Genomic DNA, 17,179 nt, shown 5'->3' with positions numbered 1-17,179 from the left:
TTCTTCTGGGCAGGCTGTGGGCGTAAAAAACCCGGCGATGGTGGCAGCCACTACCGGGCACAAGGTGTTTCTCAGGGCAGCGCGGCGACCACCGACAGCTCGACGAGGATTTCCGGCTCGCACAGCTTGGCCTCGACCGTAGCGCGGGCCGGTGCCACGCCCTTGGGCAGCCACTGGTCCCAGACACTGTTCATGCCGGCGAAGTGGGCGTCGATGTCCTTCAGGTAGATGGTCACCGACAGCAGGCGCGACTTGTCGGTGCCGGCCAGGTCCAGCAGGCGCTCGATGTTGTTGAGGGTTTCACGGGTCTGCTGCTCAATCCCGGCCTCCATGCTATCGCCCACCTGCCCGGCAAGGTAAACGGTGCCGTTGTGGGTGACGATCTGACTCATGCGCTCATTGGTGAGCTGGCGCTGGATTGACATGCTTTGCAGTCTCCTGGTGTTTGCCGTAACGGGAAATATCGAGGCCTTCGGAGCTGATTTGCGGCTTCTTGCGCGCCATCAGGTCAGCCAGGAAGCGACCGGAGCCGCAGGCCATGGTCCAACCGAGCGTGCCGTGGCCGGTGTTGAGGAACAGGTTGCGCAACGGCGTGGCACCGACGATGGGCGTGCCATCGGGGGTGGTGGGGCGCAGGCCGGTCCAGAAGCTTGCCTGGTTCAGGTCACCGCCGTGAGGATAAAGATCGTTGACGATCATCTCCAGCGTTTCACGCCGACGCGGGTTCAGCGACAGGTCGAAACCGGCGATCTCGGCCATGCCGCCCACGCGGATGCGGTTGTCGAAACGGGTGATGGCAACCTTGAAGCTCTCGTCCAGGATGGTCGAGGTGGGTGCCATGGCCGGGTTGGTGATGGGCACGGTCAGCGAGTAGCCCTTGAGCGGGTACACCGGCGCGCGAATGCCCAGCGGCTTGAGCAGCTGTGGCGAGTAGCTGCCCAGCGCCAGCACGTAGCGGTCGGCGGTTTCCAGCTTGCCGTCGATGACCACGCCGTTGACCCGGTCGCCGGCGAAGTCCAGGCGTTCGATGTTCTGCCCGAAGCGGAACTCCACGCCCAGGTCCACGGCCATCTGCGCCAGCCTGGTGGTGAACATTTGGCAGTCGCCAGTCTGGTCGTTGGGCAGGCGCAGGGCACCGGCGAGGATGTTGGTGACGCCGGCCAGGGCCGGCTCGACGCGGGCGATGCCGTCGCGGTCGAGCAGCTCGTAGGGCACGCCGGATTGTTCCAGCACGGCGATGTCCTTGGCGGCGTTGTCCAGCTGCGCCTGGGTGCGGAACAGCTGGGTGGTGCCCAGGGTGCGGCCTTCGTAGGCGATGCCGGTTTCGGCGCGCAGTTCATCGAGGCAGTCGCGGCTGTACTCGGACAGGCGCACCATGCGTTCCTTGTTCACCGCGTAGCGGCTGGCGGTGCAGTTGCGCAGCATCTGCGCCATCCACAGGTACTGGTCGATGTCGGCGGTGGCCTTGATGGCCAGGGGCGCGTGGCGCTCCAGCAGCCACTTGATGGCCTTGAGCGGCACGCCCGGGGCGGCCCACGGCGAGGCGTAGCCCGGCGAGACCTGGCCGGCGTTGGCGAAGCTGGTTTCCATGGCAACGGCGTTCTGACGGTCTACCACCGTCACTTCAAAGCCCTGCCGCGCCAGATAATAGGCACTGGCGGTACCTATCACACCGCTACCAAGTACCAGAACTCGCATGCTCAATCCCTCAACGCGGATAACCGCTGACATTTGTTGTTTATTGCGAAGATGCGCGCAGTTTAAAAAACATCAGCCAGTGCTATTCACTATATAACGGCCTATTATTGGCGAGAATTCTCGGCAAAAACCGCTTTTACGGAGGGGCATCGCCTATGCGCACCCAGCATCAGAGCAAACGTGAGCTGGACAAGATCGACCGTAATATCCTGCGCATCCTGCAGGCCGACGGGCGTATTTCGTTCACTGAACTGGGGGAAAAGGTGGGGCTGTCGACCACGCCCTGCACCGAGCGCGTGAGGCGCCTGGAGCGCGAAGGCATCATCATGGGCTACAACGCCCGCCTCAACCCGCAGCACCTCAAGGGCAGCCTGCTGGTGTTCGTGGAGATCAGCCTGGACTACAAGTCGGGCGATACTTTCGAGGAATTCCGCCGCGCGGTGCTCAAGCTGCCCCACGTGCTGGAATGCCACCTGGTGTCGGGCGATTTCGACTACCTGGTGAAGGCGCGCATCTCGGAGATGGCCTCGTACCGCAAGCTGCTGGGCGACATCCTGCTGAAGCTGCCGCACGTGCGCGAGTCCAAGAGCTACATCGTGATGGAAGAGGTGAAGGAAAGCCTGAACCTGCCGATCCCGGATTGAAGTTGACGTTATCCGTTACACCAGCACCTGGCGCGTGCTGGCGATGAAGGTGTGCACGGCCTTTTCCGCCAACGGGTGAATCAGCTCTGCCGGGCGCCGGCCATTGGGGCACGGCAGGCTTGCGGTGGTGCCGAACAGCCGGCAGATCAGCGGCCGCTCCTCATACACCGTGCAGCCGTTGGGCCCCAGGTGCACACAGTTCAGCTCGGCCAGCGCCGCCTCCTGCTCGGCCGCGGTCTTGCGCGGCAGGCGGGCCATCTCCTCGGACGAGGTGGTGACCGGGCCGCAGCAATCGTGGCAACCCGGCACGCACTCGAAGGAAGGGATCTGCTCACGCAGGAAGAGAATCTTGTGGCGGTTGCAGCTCATGGGGCGGTACCTATCGACGCGAGCCGCCATTTTGCCTGCCCGGCGGCGCCCGACGAAAGCCCCGCCGGTCCTTCACTCCTTCCAGAACGGCTTCAGCCCCTCGACCCGCGCCTCACTGGCGGACACGCCGATGTCACGCAACTGGTCGGCATCCAGCTCCAGCAAGGCCCGGCGGGTGGTCAGGCGGTGCCACATCAGGTTCCAGAACCCCAGGCCTTCAGGGGCCGAGCGCACGCGCCGCCCTTGGGCATCACATGCCTGGAGTTCCTGGCTGCGCAGCAGCAGACGCACATCGCTCAAGCCGTTCATGACCTTGCTCCTTGGTGTTGGTGTGGGTACGGGTTCATGATCCGCCCAATACAGCCGACCTTACAGATCCAAAAAACAGGTATATTCGCCATACAGATCAGCTCGAACGCGGTCTGTATCGCTGCAATTCAGCGCCATCTGTATGGTCCGCACACGCCGCCGGGAGTACGCCATGACCCTCTACGTGAATCTTGCCGAACTGCTGGGCTCGCGCATCGAGCAGGGTTTCTATCGCCCCGGCGACCGCCTGCCCTCGGTGCGCGCGCTGAGCGCCGAGCACGGCGTCAGCCTGAGCACGGTGCAGCAGGCCTACCGGGTGCTGGAGGACAACGGCCTGGCGGCACCGCGCCCCAAGTCCGGCTACTTCGTGCCCAGCGCCCGCGAACTGCCAGCGCTGCCGGTGGTGGGCCGCCCGGCGCAACGGCCGGTGGACATCTCCCAGTGGGACCAGGTCAGCGAACTGATTCGCAGCGTGCCGCGCAAGGACGTGGTGCAGCTGGGCCGCGGTATGCCCGACGTCGACACGCCCACGCTCAAGCCTTTGCTGCGCAGCCTGGCGCAGCTGTCCCGGCGCCAGGACATGCCGGGGCTGTACTACGACACCGTCAACGGCACCGAGGCCCTGCGCACCCAGGTGGCGCGGCTGCTGCTGGACTCCGGCTGCCAGCTGCAGGCCAGCGACCTGGTGATCACCACCGGGTGCCACGAAGCGTTGTCGGCCAGCGTGCGCGCCGTGTGCCAGCCGGGAGACATCGTCGCCGTCGACTCGCCCAGCTTCTTCGGCGCCATGCAGACCCTCAAGGGCCTGGGCATGAAAGCCCTGGAGATTCCCACCGACCCCATCACCGGCATCAGCCTGGAAGCCCTGGAGCTGGCCCTGGAGCAGTGGCCGGTGAAGCTCATCCAGCTGACCCCCAACTGCAACAACCCGCTGGGCTACGTGATGCCCGAGGCGCGCAAGCGGGCGTTGCTGACCCTGGCCCAGCGCTACGACGTGGCCATCATCGAGGACGACGTCTACGGCGACCTGGCCTACACCTACCCGCGGCCGCGCACCATCAAGTCGTTCGACGAGGACGGCCGCGTACTGCTGTGCAGCTCGTTCTCCAAGAGCCTGGCGCCCGGCCTGCGCATCGGCTGGGTGGCGCCGGGGCGCTACCTGGAGCGGGTGCTGCACATGAAGTACATCAGCACCGGCTGCACCGCCACCCAGCCGCAACTGGCCATCGCCGACTTCCTCAAGGAGGGCTGCTTCGAACCGCACCTGCGGCGCATGCGCAGCCAGTACCAGCGCTCGCGCGACTTGATGATCGACTGGGTGAGCCGGTATTTTCCCGCGGGCACCCGCGCCAGCCGCCCCCAAGGCGGCTTCATGCTGTGGGTGGAGCTGCCGGAAAGTTTTGATACGCAGCGGCTGAACCGCGCTTTACTGGAGCAGAACGTGCAGATTGCCGTGGGCAGTATTTTCTCGGCCTCGGGCAAATACCGGAACTGCCTGCGAATGAACTTCGCCGCGCGCGCCACCCGGGAAATCGAAGACGCGGTGCGCAAGGTCGGGGAGACGGCCAAGCGGCTGATCGCCGAGATTGACCACGCCACTGAATGACTTTTCCCCGGCTGCTGGAGTCATAGCCACGCCTGCCCTGCCTTGAAGGATGCCCGAGTTGCGAAACCACTGGCTCTTGCCACTGCTGATGACCGCCCTGCTGGCCGGCTGCGCCACCAGTGGCAGCCACCGTCAACCCAGCCAGGCCTTGCCCGCCGACCAGTCGGCGTTCGGCCGCTCGGTGCAGGCGCAGGTGGCGGACCACCAGGGGTTATCCGGCTTCCGCCTGCTGCCCAACGGCCCGGAAGCGTTCCGCGCCCGCGCCGAGCTGATCCGCAACGCGCAGAAGAGCCTGGACCTGCAGTACTACATCGTCCATGACGGCCTGAGCACCCGCGCGCTGGTGCACGAACTGCTCAAGGCCGCTGACCGTGGCGTGCGCATCCGCATCCTGCTGGACGACACCACCAGCGACGGCCTGGACGACATCATCGCCACCCTGGCCGAGCACCCCAATATCCAGATCCGCCTGTTCAACCCGCTGCACCTGGGCCGCGCCACCGGCGCCACGCGGGCCATGGGCCGGCTGTTCAACCTGTCGCAGCAGCACCGGCGCATGCACAACAAGCTGTGGATCGCCGACGACAGCATGGCGATTGTCGGCGGTCGCAACCTGGGCGACGAATATTTCGACGCCGAGGCCAACCTCAATTTCACCGACATCGACCTGCTCAGCGTCGGCCCCGCCGCCGCCCACCTGGGCGAAAGTTTCGACCAGTACTGGAACAGCGCCCTGAGCCGGCCCATCGGCGAATTCCTGTATTTCAAGCCCTCGCCCAAGGACCTGGTGAAGACCCGCGGGCGCCTGGAAGCCTGGCTCGCAGACGCCCGCGAGCAGCGCCCGGCGCTGTACCAGCGGATGATGAGCTACCGCTTCGAACCGCAGATGGCCACCTGGCGCAACGAGCTGATCTGGGCCGACAGCCAGGTGCTGTGGGACGCCCCCAGCAAGGTGCTGGCGGTGGATGAGCCCGACCCGCACCTGCTGTTGACTACGCAACTGGCGCCGCAGCTGGCCAACGTGCACCAGGAGCTGATGCTGATCTCGGCGTATTTCGTGCCCCGTGAGCCGGGCCTGTTGTACCTGACCGGCCGCGCCGACGCCGGGGTGTCGGTCAGCCTGCTGACCAACTCCCTGGAGGCCACCGACGTGCCCGCCGTGCACGGCGGCTACGCGCCCTACCGCAAGGCGCTGCTGGAGCACGGCGTGAAGCTGTACGAACTGCGCCGCCAGCCGGGCGAGCAGCCCAAGCGCAAGCTGCTGGGCTTCCACGGCAGCTCCGACTCCAGCCTGCACAGCAAGGCCATGATCTTCGACCGCCAGCGGGTGTTCATCGGGTCGTTCAATTTCGATGCACGCTCGGTGCTGTGGAACACCGAGGTAGGCGTGCTGGTGCACAGCCCGGAACTGGCCGAGCGCACCCGCGAGCTGGCGCTGCAGGGCATGGCGCCGGCGCTCAGCTACCAGGCGGTGCTGCAGGACGGCAAGGTGGTGTGGGTGACGGAAGACAACCACCACCTGCACACCCTGACCACCGAGCCGGGTGACCTGTGGCGGCGCTTCAATGCCTGGATGAGCAAGGCCATCGGCCTGGAGAAGATGCTCTGACCCCTCCACACCCGTAGCCGCTGCCGCCAGGCTGCGCTGGCCAGCATGAACCCTGAAGATCTCCAGCGAGGCACACGGCCAGCGCAGCCTGCGGCAGCGGCTACGGGATTGGGCACCTGGGCGTCGTCAAGCAGGCAGCTCCAGCGCATGGGGTTTGCGCGCCAGCAGTACCAGGCCAAACGCGCCGGCGGCCATCAACAGCGGCAACGCATGCCCGCTCACCCACTGGCTGCCGGCCCCGGCCAGCACTGGCCCGATCAGGCAGCCAATGCCCCACAGCTGCGCCACGTGGGCGTTGGCGCGCACCAGCGCGTCATCCCGGTAGCGCTCGCCAATCAACACCAGCGACAAGGTGAACAGGCCCCCGGCGCTGGCGCCGAAAATCACCCACAGCGGCCAGATGGCAATCGTCTCGATCAACAGCGGAATCGCCAGGCTGGACAGCATCAAGGCCACCGCGCAGCCGAAGAACAGCGTGCGCCGCGACATGCGGTCGGCCAGCGCGCCAATCGGCAGCTGCAACAGCGCGTCGCCCACCACCACGGTGCTGACCATGAACAGCGCGATCTGGGCGGTGAAGCCCTGCTGCAGGCAATACACCGGCAACAGCGTGAGAATCATCGCCTCGAAGGCGGCAAACAGCGAAATGGCCCAGGCAATCACCGGCAGGCGCCGGCAGAAGCCGCCCAGGTCGCGCAGGGTCACGTTGCAGGCCTCGGCGCTGGGCGCGCCGCTGCGGCCCAACAGCAGCAAGGGCGACACCACCAGCAAGGCCACGCCCACCCAGAAACCGTAGTCCTGGTCGGTACCCACGGCGCCCAGCAGCAACGGCCCGCATAGCTGGCTCAGGGCATAGCTGCTGCCATACAGCGCCACCAGCCGGCCGCGCCACTGCTCCACGACGATCTGGTTGATCCAGCTTTCGCCGAGGATGAAGACGATGGTCAGCACCATGCCGATCAGCAGGCGCAGCGCCAGCCACACCGGGTAGCTGGGCAGCAGCGCCAGCAGGCCGACGGACAACGCCCCGCCCCACAGGCACAGGCGCATCAGCTGCGCCGTGCCAAAGCGCGCCGCCAGCCGGCTGGCCAGGCCGGCGCCGGCCAGCACGCCAATGGCCGGCATCGACGCCATGACGCCAATGGCGAAGCTGCCGTAGCCCCAGCCTTCCAGGCGCAGCGACACCAGCGGCATGCTCACGCCCAACGCCAGGCCTACGCTCAACACGGCGCTCAGCACGGCGAAATAGGTTCCCCAACGCATTTCCACGCTCCTGTGGATAACTGCCAAGACGACACAGCCGGGCCTCCCCTGCGGAAGGCCCGGCTGTGTGTGGGTGTATGCAAACCCGGTAGGAGCCGACCTTGGTCGCGATGGCACCACGGTGTGATGCCATCGCGACCAAGGTCGGCTCCTACGGGCGGATCAAAGCCTTACAGCTTGATCCAGGTCGCCTTCAGCTCGGTGTACTTGTCGAACGCGTGCAGCGACTTGTCGCGGCCGTTGCCCGACTGCTTGAAGCCACCGAACGGCGCGGTCATGTCGCCACCGTCGTACTGGTTCACCCACACGCTGCCGGCGCGCAGCGCCTTGGCGGTCAGGTGGCCCTTGGAGATGTCCGAGGTCCACACCGCGGCGGCCAGGCCGTACGGGGTGTCGTTGGCGATGTTGATGGCTTCCTCGACGCTGTCGAAGGCAATCACCGACAGCACTGGCCCGAAGATCTCTTCCTGGGCGATGCGCATGGCGTTGTCCACGCCGTCGAAGATGGTCGGCTCGACGTAGGTGCCGCCGGTTTCTTCGAGGATGCGCTTGCCGCCCACCAGCAGCTTGGCGCCGTCGCTGTGGCCAGCCTCGATGTAGGACAGCACGGTGTTCATCTGCTGGGTGTCCACCAACGCACCGACGGTGGTTTCAGGGTCCAGCGGGTTGCCCGGCTTCCACGCCTTCAGGGCTTCAAGCACCAGCGGCAGGAATTGATCCTTGATGGAACGCTCCACCAGCAGGCGCGAGCCGGCTGTGCAGACTTCGCCCTGGTTGAAGGCGATGGCGCTGGCAGCCGACTCGGCAGCAGCCTTCAGGTCCGGGGCATCGGCGAACACGATGTTCGGGCTCTTGCCGCCGGCTTCCAGCCAGACGCGCTTCATGTTCGACTCGCCAGCGTAGATCATCAGCTGCTTGGCGATCTTGGTGGAGCCAGTGAACACCAAGGTGTCCACGTCCATGTGCAGCGCCAGGGCCTTGCCCACAGTGTGGCCATAGCCTGGCAGCACGTTGAACACGCCCTTCGGAATGCCGGCCTCGATGGCCAGTTCGGCGATGCGGATGGCGGTCAGCGGCGACTTTTCCGACGGCTTGAGGATCACCGAGTTACCGGTGGACAGCGCCGGGCCCAGTTTCCAGCAGGCCATCATCAGCGGGAAGTTCCACGGCACGATGGCGGCCACGACGCCCACTGGCTCGCGGGTCACCAGGCCCAGCTGGTCATGCGGGGTGGCGGCGACTTCGTCGTAGATCTTGTCGATGGCCTCGCCGCTCCAGGACAGCGCGTTGGCGGCGCCGGCCACGTCGATGTTCAGCGAGTCGCTGATCGGCTTGCCCATGTCCAGGGTTTCCAGCAGCGCCAGCTCCTGCGCGTGCTGCTTCAGCAGGCCGGCGAAGCGAATCATGGTGGCCTTGCGCTTGGCCGGGGCCAGGCGCGACCAGACGCCGCTGTTGAAGGTGCTACGGGCGTTTTCCACGGCGCGCTGGGCGTCCGCCAGGTCACAGCTGGCAACCTGCGCCAGGAGGCGACCGTCGACCGGGCTCAGGCACTCGAACGTGGCGCCGGAAGCGGCCGCGGTGTATTCACCGTTGATGAATGCACGGCCTTCAATCTTCACATCCCGGGCACGTTGTTCCCAGTCCGCACGAGTCAAAGTGGTCATACGTATCCCCTCCTCTTATTGATTTACAGCGCCCGCGAAGCATAATCGCGCACGCTTGCGAATAGTGCCGGTCCGGAATCGCGACTCACGGCATCCGTTACCCTAAACCACCCGGACCCGAATTTTCAATATATTTGACAACAAACAGTAAAAAGCCGTGTCATGTTTGTTTTATTGGACAACTGAGGAGGATTCGCCCATGAGCATCGCCACCATCGTCGACTTTGCCCTGGCCACCACGCCAGCCGATCACTACCGCCCCGCCGCGGAAAAGATTCTCAAGGGCGACCCTGCGCAAAAGGTCCACCACCACTACTCAAGCCCCTGCGAGCAATTTGGCGCGGGCGTGTGGGAAGGCGAAGTGGGCCAGTGGACCGTCAACTATACCGAGCATGAGTACTGCGAGATCGTGCAAGGTGTGTCCGTGCTGCGCGACCTGGACGGCAACGCCAAGACCCTGCGGGTGGGCGACCGCTTCGTGATCCCGGCAGGCTTCCGTGGCACCTGGGAAGTGCTGGAGCCGTGCCGCAAGATCTACGTGATGTTCGAGCAAAAAGCCTGAGCAAAAAAAAGGCCCGCATCGTGAGATGCGGGCCTTTTTTTTCGGGCGAAAATCAATTACTTGATTTTGCCTTCTTTGTACATCACGTGCTTGCGAACAACCGGATCATATTTCTTGATCTCGATTTTGTCCGGGGTAGTACGCTTGTTCTTGTCGGTAGTGTAGAAATGACCAGTACCGGCACTCGAAATCAAACGAATCAATTCACGCATGATTTTGCTCCCTTAGACCTTGGCGCCAGCAGCGCGGATTTCGGCCAGCACGACATCAATGCCGCGCTTGTCGATGATACGCATGCCTTTGGCGGATACGCGCAGACGCACGAAACGCTTCTCGGACTCGACCCAGAAGCGGTGATGCTGCAGGTTCGGCAGGAAACGACGACGGGTTTTGTTGTTTGCGTGGGAAATGTTATTCCCAGTCACCGGACCCTTACCGGTAACTTGACATACTCTCGACATGCCTCAGCCCTCTAAAACCACATGCCCAACCCGGCATGGGTTGGCCGCTTATCTCTCAGTCTTGGCGCCAGGCGCCGCGTTTCTTCAGGGGTCTTACCAGCCTCGCCTGTCGGCGAAGGATCCGGGCCCCTAGAAAAGAGCGCTGCTTTATACCAGAAAGACCTGCGTGCAACAACTCCGACCGCACTTTCAATTCCGCACCAAAGCCCTCGCCGCAGCGCAAAGGCCGCCGTTACAGGGCGCGCTGGCCCTGAACCGCTCGTCGCGCCGGCAACGAAAATTTGGATGGTCAACGGCGCCAGAGATCACTAGGGTAGGACCTTTCTCCAGACTGCACTGGCAGATGGGTCATCAATCAGCCAAGGATCCCACCATGCGCCTAGCGACTTTGCCGCTGCTGCTCGCTCCCCTTTTCAGCCCGCTGCTGGCCCATGCGGCCCCGCTGACCGTGTGCACCGAAGCCAGCCCCGAGGGCTTCGACGTGGTGCAATACAACTCCCTGACCACCACCAACGCCTCGGCCGACGTGCTGATGAACCGCCTGGTGGACTACGATACCGCCCAGGGCAAGGTTGTCCCAAGCCTGGCCGACAGCTGGACCCTTTCCACCGACGGCCTGACCTACGAGTTCAAGCTTCACCCCGGGGTGAAGTTCCACAAGACCGAGTACTTCAGCCCCACCCGTGACCTCAGCGCCGAAGACGTGGTGTTCAGCTTCCAGCGCATGCTCGACGCCGGCAACCCGTGGCACAAGGTGGCCCAGAGCGGCTTCCCCCACGCCCAGTCGATGCAGTTGCCTGACCTGATCAAGAAGGTCGACGCGGTGGACCCGCTGACCGTGCGCTTCACCCTCAACCACCCCGACTCGACCTTCCTGGCCACCCTGACCATGGGCTTCGCGTCCATCTACTCGTCGGAGTACGCCGACCAACTGCTGCGCGCCAACGCCCAGGACAAGCTCAACAGCCAACCCATCGGCACCGGCCCCTTCGTCTTTGGCCGCTTCCAGAAGGACGCCGTGGTGCGCTACCGCGCCAACCCCAGCTACTTCCGTGGCAAGCCGGCGGTCGACCCGCTGATCTTCGCTATCACCGGCGACCCCACCGTGCGCCTGCAGAAACTCAAGCGCAACGAGTGCCAGATCGCCCTGTCGCCCAAGCCGCTGGACATCGCCGCGGCCGCCAGCGACAGCGCCCTGCAGGTGATCAAGACCCCGGCCTTCATGACCGCGTTCGTGGCCATCAACAGCCAGCACCCGCCGCTGGACAAGCCCCAGGTGCGCCAGGCCATCAACCTGGCTTTCGACAAGGCCAACTACCTGAAGGCAGTGTTTGAAGGCACCGCCACCGCCGCCAACGGCCCCTACCCGCCCAACACCTGGAGCTACGCCAAGGACCTGCCCGGCTACAGCTATGACCCGGCCAAGGCCCGCGACCTGCTGGCCAAGGCTGGCCTTGCGGATGGCTTCAGCACCACCATCTGGACCCGCCCTTCCGGCAGCCTGCTCAACCCCAACCCCAGCCTGGGCGCACAGATGCTCCAGGCTGACCTGGGCAAGGTCGGCATCAAGGCCGACATCCGCGTGATCGAGTGGGGCGAGTTGATCCGCCGCGCCAAGGCCGGCGAGCACGACCTGCTGTTCATGGGCTGGGCGGGCGACAACGGCGACCCGGATAACTTCCTGACCCCGCAGTTTTCCTGCGCCGCCGTGCAGTCGGGCACCAACTTCGCCCGCTACTGCGAGCCGTCGCTGGACAAGCTGATCACCGCCGGCAAGACCACCGGCGACCAGGGCGTGCGCAGCCGCCTGTACCTGCAGGCGCAGCAGCAGATCCAGGAGCAGGCGCTGTGGGTGCCACTGGCCCACCCCACCGCCGCCGTGCTGGCGCGCAGCAGCGTGAAGGGCTACGAGGTCAGCCCGTTTGGCCGCCAGGACTTTGCCAAGGTTACGGTAAGCCCTTGATGCGCCTGGAGTAATTGCACCAAATCAGGGCCGCATCGCGGCCCTGCACGTTTCAGGGGCGAAACGAACCGCCAGGTTGTTCTGCAAACGCCGTCGATTGGCTGGGAAACGACGTGGCAGGCAATTTGCTATCACCAGGTCATCCTTTGTAGTCAATGTAAGGAATGGCCATGACCCTGCGTAGCGACTCCATGCAGCTTTCCCCCGCCGAGCGCCGCTGGCTGCCCTGGTTCGGCAAGACCGGCAAGCTGGCCATGCGCTGGGCCTGCCACTGGAACAGCGGCGCTGGCCACACCCTGGAAAAAACCTTCGAAGCCATCGCCGACACCCGCGTGAAGCTGCTGCACAGCTGGGCACACGAGCAATGGCAGCACCTGGGCGAGCTGGCCGCGGTGCTGGCGCGCGAGCCCGGCGGGGTGGACGCCGGGTTGCTGGCCGACAAACTGCGCCAGGCGCCATCGTTCTCCGAGCTGTTCGTGATCGACGCGAGCGGCGCGCTGCTGGCCAGCACCTTCGCCGGCCCGGCAAACCGCCAGGTGAACCCGGCCGCCCTCAAGGCAGGCTTGAAAGCGCCGTTCCTGCATGGCCCCTATGTTGACCCGCTGACCCTGCAAGCTGGCCCCTCCACCTCGCGCTTCCACGACGAGGTGACGCTGATGTTCTACCAGCCGCTCAGCCAGCACGGCAACGTCGTCGGTTGCCTGTGCGGACGGGTACCCAACGACGTGCTGGGCGACCTGATCCAGCGCGAAGCCGGGCACATCTACCCCGAGTCCGGCGACAACTACCTGTTCATGGTGCGCCCGCAGTTCGACCCCGCCGTGGCGCCCGGCACCGCGCTGTCGCGGTCACGCTTCGAGGACGGCACCTTCACCGGTGGCGATAACCTCAAGGACGGCGTGCGCACCGCCTTCGGCACCGTGCGCGTGCAGCGCCACACCGAGCTGGAACTGCGCTTCACCGACCCCGCCACCGGCCAGCTGCACCCCGGCATCCGCGAAACCATGCGCGCCGGCAGCAACCTGTTCGTCAGCTACCCCGGCTATTCCGACTACCGCCACATCCCCGTGATCGGCAAGGGCGTGACCTTCCAGCTGCCCGGCTCGCCAGACCGCTGGGGCATGATGTGCGAGGCCGACCTGGAAGAGGTCTACCGCCGCCGCTCGCTGACCCATGGCCTGATGAAACCGTACCTGGCGACCATGGCCGCGCTGTTTGCCTGCAACTTCGCCGTGCAGCACTACAGCGGCCTGGCACAGACCTTCATCGACCTGCTCCAGGCCGGCAGCATCCTGCTGGCCGCCTGGCTGTTCAGCGCCCTGGGGCCCAAGCGCCTGGCCGCGCGCCTGGAAGGCATGACCGACGTCATCCGCACCATTGCCGAAGGCGAGGGCAACCTGCGCCAGCGCCTGGACACCAGCACCCTGGCCAACGACGAGACCGGCGACATGGGCCGCTGGATCAACAGCTTCATCGACAACCTGGACGCCGTGGTGGGCCAGGTCATCGTCGCGTCCCATTCGGTGGGCCAGACCAACGAGATGATGCTGGGCAAGAGCCGCATGGCCGGGCAGACCTCCAACGACGTGGCCCAGGCCATCCACCGCATGATGATCATCGTCGAAGGCCAGCTGGGCGAGATTCAGCAGGCGTCGCTGACCGCCGAGCAGATGAAGCGCGCCATGGACGAGGTGGTGCTGCGCGCCCAGGCGCAGTTCGCCTCGGTGCAGGCCGGCACCCAGTCCATCCGCGACGTGGTGCAACGCTCCGCCGCCAGCGTGCAGGAGCTGGACAAGCGCATGAGCGAGATCGGCACCTTCACCGGGCTGATCACCGACATCACCAACCAGACCAACCTGCTGGCCCTGAACGCCGCCATCGAAGCCGCCCGCGCCGGTGAAAACGGCCGTGGCTTCGCCGTGGTCGCCGACGAAGTCCGCACCCTGGCCAGCCGCACCGCCCAGGCGGCCGGGCAGATCCGCAACATGGTCGAGGGCCTACAGAACGAAACCCGCAGCGCCGTGGCGTTCATGGAAGGCGGCGTGCAGAACGTCGACGACAGCCTGCGCCTGGCCGAAAACGCCTCCTCGGAGAACGTGCACCTGCACGAAGCCGTGGACAACCTGTTCGGCATCATCCAGCAGCTCAACGAAAAGAGCCTGGACTGCGGCCAGACCATCAAGCAGGTGGACCAGGCCAGCGGCGACATGCGCCAGACCGTGGTGGTGCTGCAGCACAGCGCCGAGCGGGTGAAGCTCAATGCCAGCAAGCTTCAGCAGCTGGTGGGGCAGTTCGAGGTGACGGCGGGGGCGGCGTGACGTTTGGTTGAAATATTCGGCAAAACGTTGACATTGGTGACAGCCGGCCCTAACGTCGACAACTGTAGACAACGTATACGCGCTATTTCTGGAGTGCTACCATGGCCTCACCTGTGCTGTCCTTCCGCGTGGAACCCGACCTGATCGACCAACTCGACCAGTTGGCCGCGGCAACCGACCGTGACCGCCAGTACCATCTGAAACGCGCCCTGGCTCGCTATGTAGAAGCCGAATCCTGGCATTTTCGCGCCGTAGCCGAAGGGATCGCGGACGCGGAAGCAGGCAACCTGACCGAATTGGATGCCGTGAAGGCTAAGTGGGAAGCGCGTGCCAAGAATCGCATTGACCAGCAAGGCGGAAAGTGACCTGGAGGGCGTTTTCGAGCATTACGCTCGCTTGATTGGCAACGAAAGAGCCGAAGCCGTCGTTTTCAGCGTGCTCGAGGCGCTTGCCGCGCTTGAAGCCTTCCCCCAGCTCGGCCGGGCTTCCGACATTCCCGATTGCAGGGAACTGATCTTCTCGAAATACCCTTACCGCGCGGTGTATAGCGTCAAGGGCAATGCCCTGCTGGTCTATCGGATCCTGCACCAGCACGCCGAACGCCTGGAAGACTGATAAGCGTAGGCGAACCCCCCGTAGCAGCGGCCATAGGCCGCGTCCCCGGACGCCGCGATAAGCCCTGGCGCGGCCACCGGCTCAAAGCCAACCATACTCCACCATCGACAGCGGCTCCCCCTCGCCAATGATGATGTGGTCCAGCACCCGCACCTCCACCAGGCCCAGGGCTTCCTTGAGGCGCTGGGTCAGCACGCGGTCGGCCTGGCTGGGGGCCGGGTTACCCGAAGGATGGTTGTGGCACAGGATCAGCGCCGCGGCGTTATAGGCCAACGCACGCTTGACCACCTGCCGGGGGTACACCGTGGCGCCGTCGATGGAACCGCGAAACAGCACCTCGAAAGCCAGCACCCGGTGCTTGGTGTCCAGGAACAGGCAGCCAAACACCTCGTGGGGCTCGTGCCGCAGCATGGCCTTGAGGTAGTCGCGCACGGCACGCGGGCTTTCCAGGGCCGAATCGCGGGTCAGGCGCTCGGCCAGGTGGCGGCGGGCCATTTCCAGCACCGCCTGCAACTGGGCGAACTTGGCCGGCCCCAACCCCAAATGGCTGCTGAAGGTCTTCTGCTCGGCCTCCAGCAGCGCGCGCAGGCTGCCAAAACCCTCCAGCAGCGTACGCGCAAGGTCCACCGCGCTTTTGCCGGCCACCCCCGTGCGCAGGAATATCGCCAGCAACTCGGCGTCCGAAAGGGCCGCTGCCCCGTGCTTCAACAGCTTTTCCCGGGGCCGTTCCGCCGCCGGCCAATCACGAATACTCATGGCATCTCCTTGCCTGTGTGTGCGCTGCTCCCTGCTTGGCGCTGTGCTATCTTAGCCCATCTTTTTTGCACGGTGAGCCGGCCCGGGGAGGTGCCATCACCGAGCGTAATCACTGGATCTGAAGGCAGGCCTATGCAGCGGCTGTATCGAAAACGCATCGTTCTGGGCGTCGGCGGCGGCATTGCCGCCTACAAGAGCGCCGAGCTGGTTCGCAGGCTTCTGGACCAGGGCGCCGAAGTGCGCGTGGTCATGACCCGCGGCGGCGCCGAATTCATTACCCCGCTGACCATGCAGGCCCTGTCGGGCCACCCCGTGCACCTGGACCTGCTGGACCCGGCGGCCGAAGCCGCCATGGGCCACATCGAACTGGCCAAGTGGGCCGACCTGGTGCTGATCGCACCCGCTACCGCCGACCTGATCGCGCGCCTGGCCCAGGGCCTGGCCAACGACCTGCTGACCACCCTGGTGCTGGCCACCGACGCCACCGTGGCGCTGGCCCCGGCCATGAACCAGGCCATGTGGCGCGACCCGGCCACCCAGGCCAACCTGCAACTGCTGCAAAGCCGCGACATGAAAGTGTTCGGCCCTGCGGCCGGCAGCCAGGCCTGCGGCGACATCGGCCTGGGCCGCATGCTGGAGGCCACTGAGCTGGCCCAGTGCGCCGCCGACTGCTTCCAGCGCCAGGTGCTGACCGGCAAGCATGTGGTGATCACCGCCGGCCCCACCCAGGAAAACATCGACCCGGTGCGCTACATCACCAACCACAGCTCCGGCAAGATGGGCTTCGCCCTGGCCGAGGCCGCGGTGGAAGCCGGCGCCCGGGTGACGCTGATCAGCGGCCCGGTGCACCTGCCCACGCCGGACCGGGTCAACCGCATCGACGTGGTCAGCGCCCGCGACATGCTGGCCGCCTGCGAGGCCGCGATCCCCTGCGACGTATTCATTGCCTCGGCGGCGGTGGCTGACTATCGCCCCGAGGTGGTTGCCGCACAGAAATTGAAGAAAGACCCTACAAACGGCGACGGCCTTCTCCTGCAAATGGTGCGCAACCCGGACATCCTGGCCACTATCGCCACGCGCCCGGATCGCCCCTTTAGCGTCGGCTTTGCCGCCGAGACCGAGCACCTGCTCGACTACGCTGCACGCAAACTCAAAGACAAGAACCTCGACCTGATTGTCGCCAATGACGTGGCCAACCCCAGCATCGGCTTCAACAGCGAGGAAAACGCGGTCAGCCTGATTGACCGCGGGCTCAACACCACGGTGTTCAGCCAGACCAGCAAGGGCAAGATTGCCCGCCAGATCGTTTCCTTCATCGCCCAACGGCTCGACCAGGTTTAAC

At 65.2% G+C, this 17,179-nt stretch carries 18 protein-coding genes; 9 read left to right on the top strand and 9 right to left on the bottom strand.

Annotated elements, in window-relative coordinates; all coding sequences use genetic code 11:
- Positions 1 to 71: 71 nt before the first annotated feature.
- Positions 72 to 425: a RidA family protein gene (locus tag RAM80_RS18115; RefSeq protein WP_416421840.1), complete on the bottom strand. Its 354-nt coding sequence runs from the start codon at positions 423 to 425 to the stop codon at positions 72 to 74.
- Entirely contained in the window at positions 397 to 1,698 is a 1,302-nt protein-coding gene (dadA, locus tag RAM80_RS18110; RefSeq protein WP_416421839.1) for a D-amino acid dehydrogenase, read from the bottom strand. Before dadA ends, RAM80_RS18115 begins: the two co-directional genes overlap by 29 nt.
- 155 nt (positions 1,699 to 1,853) lie before the next feature.
- Here dadA and dadR point away from each other — a divergent pair, with 155 nt between their 5' ends.
- Positions 1,854 to 2,342 carry a transcriptional regulator DadR gene (gene dadR / locus RAM80_RS18105; RefSeq protein WP_008366790.1) on the top strand — a complete coding sequence of 163 codons (489 nt, stop codon included), beginning with the start codon at positions 1,854 to 1,856 and terminating at the stop codon, positions 2,340 to 2,342.
- A gap of 15 nt (positions 2,343 to 2,357) precedes the next feature.
- Here dadR and RAM80_RS18100 read toward each other — a convergent pair whose 3' ends face one another.
- Positions 2,358 to 2,711: a YkgJ family cysteine cluster protein gene (locus tag RAM80_RS18100; protein WP_416421838.1), complete on the bottom strand. Its 354-nt coding sequence runs from the start codon at positions 2,709 to 2,711 to the stop codon at positions 2,358 to 2,360.
- A 72-nt stretch (positions 2,712 to 2,783) separates the two neighbouring features.
- Positions 2,784 to 3,020 (bottom strand): DUF1127 domain-containing protein, encoded by a 237-nt coding sequence (locus RAM80_RS18095; protein WP_416421837.1) that lies wholly within the window; start codon positions 3,018 to 3,020, stop codon positions 2,784 to 2,786.
- A 172-nt stretch (positions 3,021 to 3,192) separates the two neighbouring features.
- Between RAM80_RS18095 and RAM80_RS18090 the strand changes: the two genes are divergently transcribed.
- Both RAM80_RS18090 and RAM80_RS18085 read left to right on the top strand, forming a co-directional pair.
- Positions 3,193 to 4,626, top strand: a complete 1,434-nt coding sequence (locus RAM80_RS18090; RefSeq protein WP_416421836.1) for a PLP-dependent aminotransferase family protein — start codon at positions 3,193 to 3,195, stop codon at positions 4,624 to 4,626.
- A 49-nt stretch (positions 4,627 to 4,675) separates the two neighbouring features.
- The gene (locus RAM80_RS18085; protein WP_416421835.1) at positions 4,676 to 6,235 is read left to right on the top strand and encodes a phospholipase D family protein; all 1,560 of its coding nucleotides are present in this window, start codon (positions 4,676 to 4,678) and stop codon (positions 6,233 to 6,235) included.
- A gap of 126 nt (positions 6,236 to 6,361) precedes the next feature.
- On the opposite strand, the gene RAM80_RS18080 is transcribed toward RAM80_RS18085, so the two are convergent.
- Complete coding sequence (locus RAM80_RS18080; RefSeq protein ID WP_416421834.1) at positions 6,362 to 7,498, bottom strand: MFS transporter; 1,137 nt, start codon at positions 7,496 to 7,498, stop codon at positions 6,362 to 6,364.
- A 170-nt stretch (positions 7,499 to 7,668) separates the two neighbouring features.
- Positions 7,669 to 9,162, bottom strand: coding sequence for an aldehyde dehydrogenase (locus tag RAM80_RS18075; protein ID WP_416421833.1), 1,494 nt, complete (start codon positions 9,160 to 9,162; stop codon positions 7,669 to 7,671).
- Between the two features lie 199 nt (positions 9,163 to 9,361).
- Here RAM80_RS18075 and RAM80_RS18070 point away from each other — a divergent pair, with 199 nt between their 5' ends.
- Positions 9,362 to 9,724, top strand: coding sequence for a cupin domain-containing protein (locus RAM80_RS18070; protein WP_416421832.1), 363 nt, complete (start codon positions 9,362 to 9,364; stop codon positions 9,722 to 9,724).
- 56 nt (positions 9,725 to 9,780) lie between these two features.
- On the opposite strand, the gene rpmG is transcribed toward RAM80_RS18070, so the two are convergent.
- Together rpmG and rpmB are read right to left on the bottom strand one after the other, a co-directional pair.
- Positions 9,781 to 9,936 carry a 50S ribosomal protein L33 gene (rpmG, locus tag RAM80_RS18065; RefSeq protein ID WP_016772554.1) on the bottom strand — a complete coding sequence of 52 codons (156 nt, stop codon included), beginning with the start codon at positions 9,934 to 9,936 and terminating at the stop codon, positions 9,781 to 9,783.
- 12 nt (positions 9,937 to 9,948) lie between these two features.
- Entirely contained in the window at positions 9,949 to 10,185 is a 237-nt protein-coding gene (gene rpmB / locus RAM80_RS18060) for a 50S ribosomal protein L28 (RefSeq protein ID WP_008366806.1), read from the bottom strand.
- 373 nt (positions 10,186 to 10,558) lie between these two features.
- Here rpmB and RAM80_RS18055 point away from each other — a divergent pair, with 373 nt between their 5' ends.
- The 4 genes from RAM80_RS18055 to RAM80_RS18040 all read left to right on the top strand — a co-directional run bounded on the left by RAM80_RS18055 (position 10,559) and on the right by RAM80_RS18040 (position 15,081).
- Positions 10,559 to 12,148: an ABC transporter substrate-binding protein gene (locus RAM80_RS18055; protein ID WP_416421831.1), complete on the top strand. Its 1,590-nt coding sequence runs from the start codon at positions 10,559 to 10,561 to the stop codon at positions 12,146 to 12,148.
- Positions 12,149 to 12,318: 170 nt separating this feature from the next.
- Positions 12,319 to 14,466 (top strand): methyl-accepting chemotaxis protein, encoded by a 2,148-nt coding sequence (locus tag RAM80_RS18050; RefSeq protein ID WP_416421830.1) that lies wholly within the window; start codon positions 12,319 to 12,321, stop codon positions 14,464 to 14,466.
- Between the two features lie 101 nt (positions 14,467 to 14,567).
- Entirely contained in the window at positions 14,568 to 14,831 is a 264-nt protein-coding gene (locus RAM80_RS18045; protein ID WP_416421829.1) for a CopG family ribbon-helix-helix protein, read from the top strand.
- Complete coding sequence (locus RAM80_RS18040; protein WP_416421828.1) at positions 14,809 to 15,081, top strand: type II toxin-antitoxin system RelE/ParE family toxin; 273 nt, start codon at positions 14,809 to 14,811, stop codon at positions 15,079 to 15,081. The genes RAM80_RS18045 and RAM80_RS18040 overlap by 23 nt, the downstream gene beginning before the upstream one ends.
- An 81-nt stretch (positions 15,082 to 15,162) precedes the next feature.
- On the opposite strand, the gene radC is transcribed toward RAM80_RS18040, so the two are convergent.
- On the bottom strand, positions 15,163 to 15,837 hold the full coding sequence (gene radC, locus RAM80_RS18035; protein WP_416421827.1) for a RadC family protein: 675 nt from the start codon (positions 15,835 to 15,837) through the stop codon (positions 15,163 to 15,165).
- A 132-nt stretch (positions 15,838 to 15,969) separates the two neighbouring features.
- Here radC and coaBC point away from each other — a divergent pair, with 132 nt between their 5' ends.
- Positions 15,970 to 17,178 (top strand): bifunctional phosphopantothenoylcysteine decarboxylase/phosphopantothenate--cysteine ligase CoaBC, encoded by a 1,209-nt coding sequence (gene coaBC / locus RAM80_RS18030; RefSeq protein ID WP_416421826.1) that lies wholly within the window; start codon positions 15,970 to 15,972, stop codon positions 17,176 to 17,178.
- Position 17,179 lies beyond the last annotated feature (1 nt).

It is taken from the genome of Pseudomonas sp. App30 (assembly GCF_047947025.1).
Classification (GTDB): Bacteria; Pseudomonadota; Gammaproteobacteria; order Pseudomonadales; family Pseudomonadaceae; genus Aquipseudomonas.
This window is presented reverse-complemented; position numbering and strand designations above follow the sequence as displayed.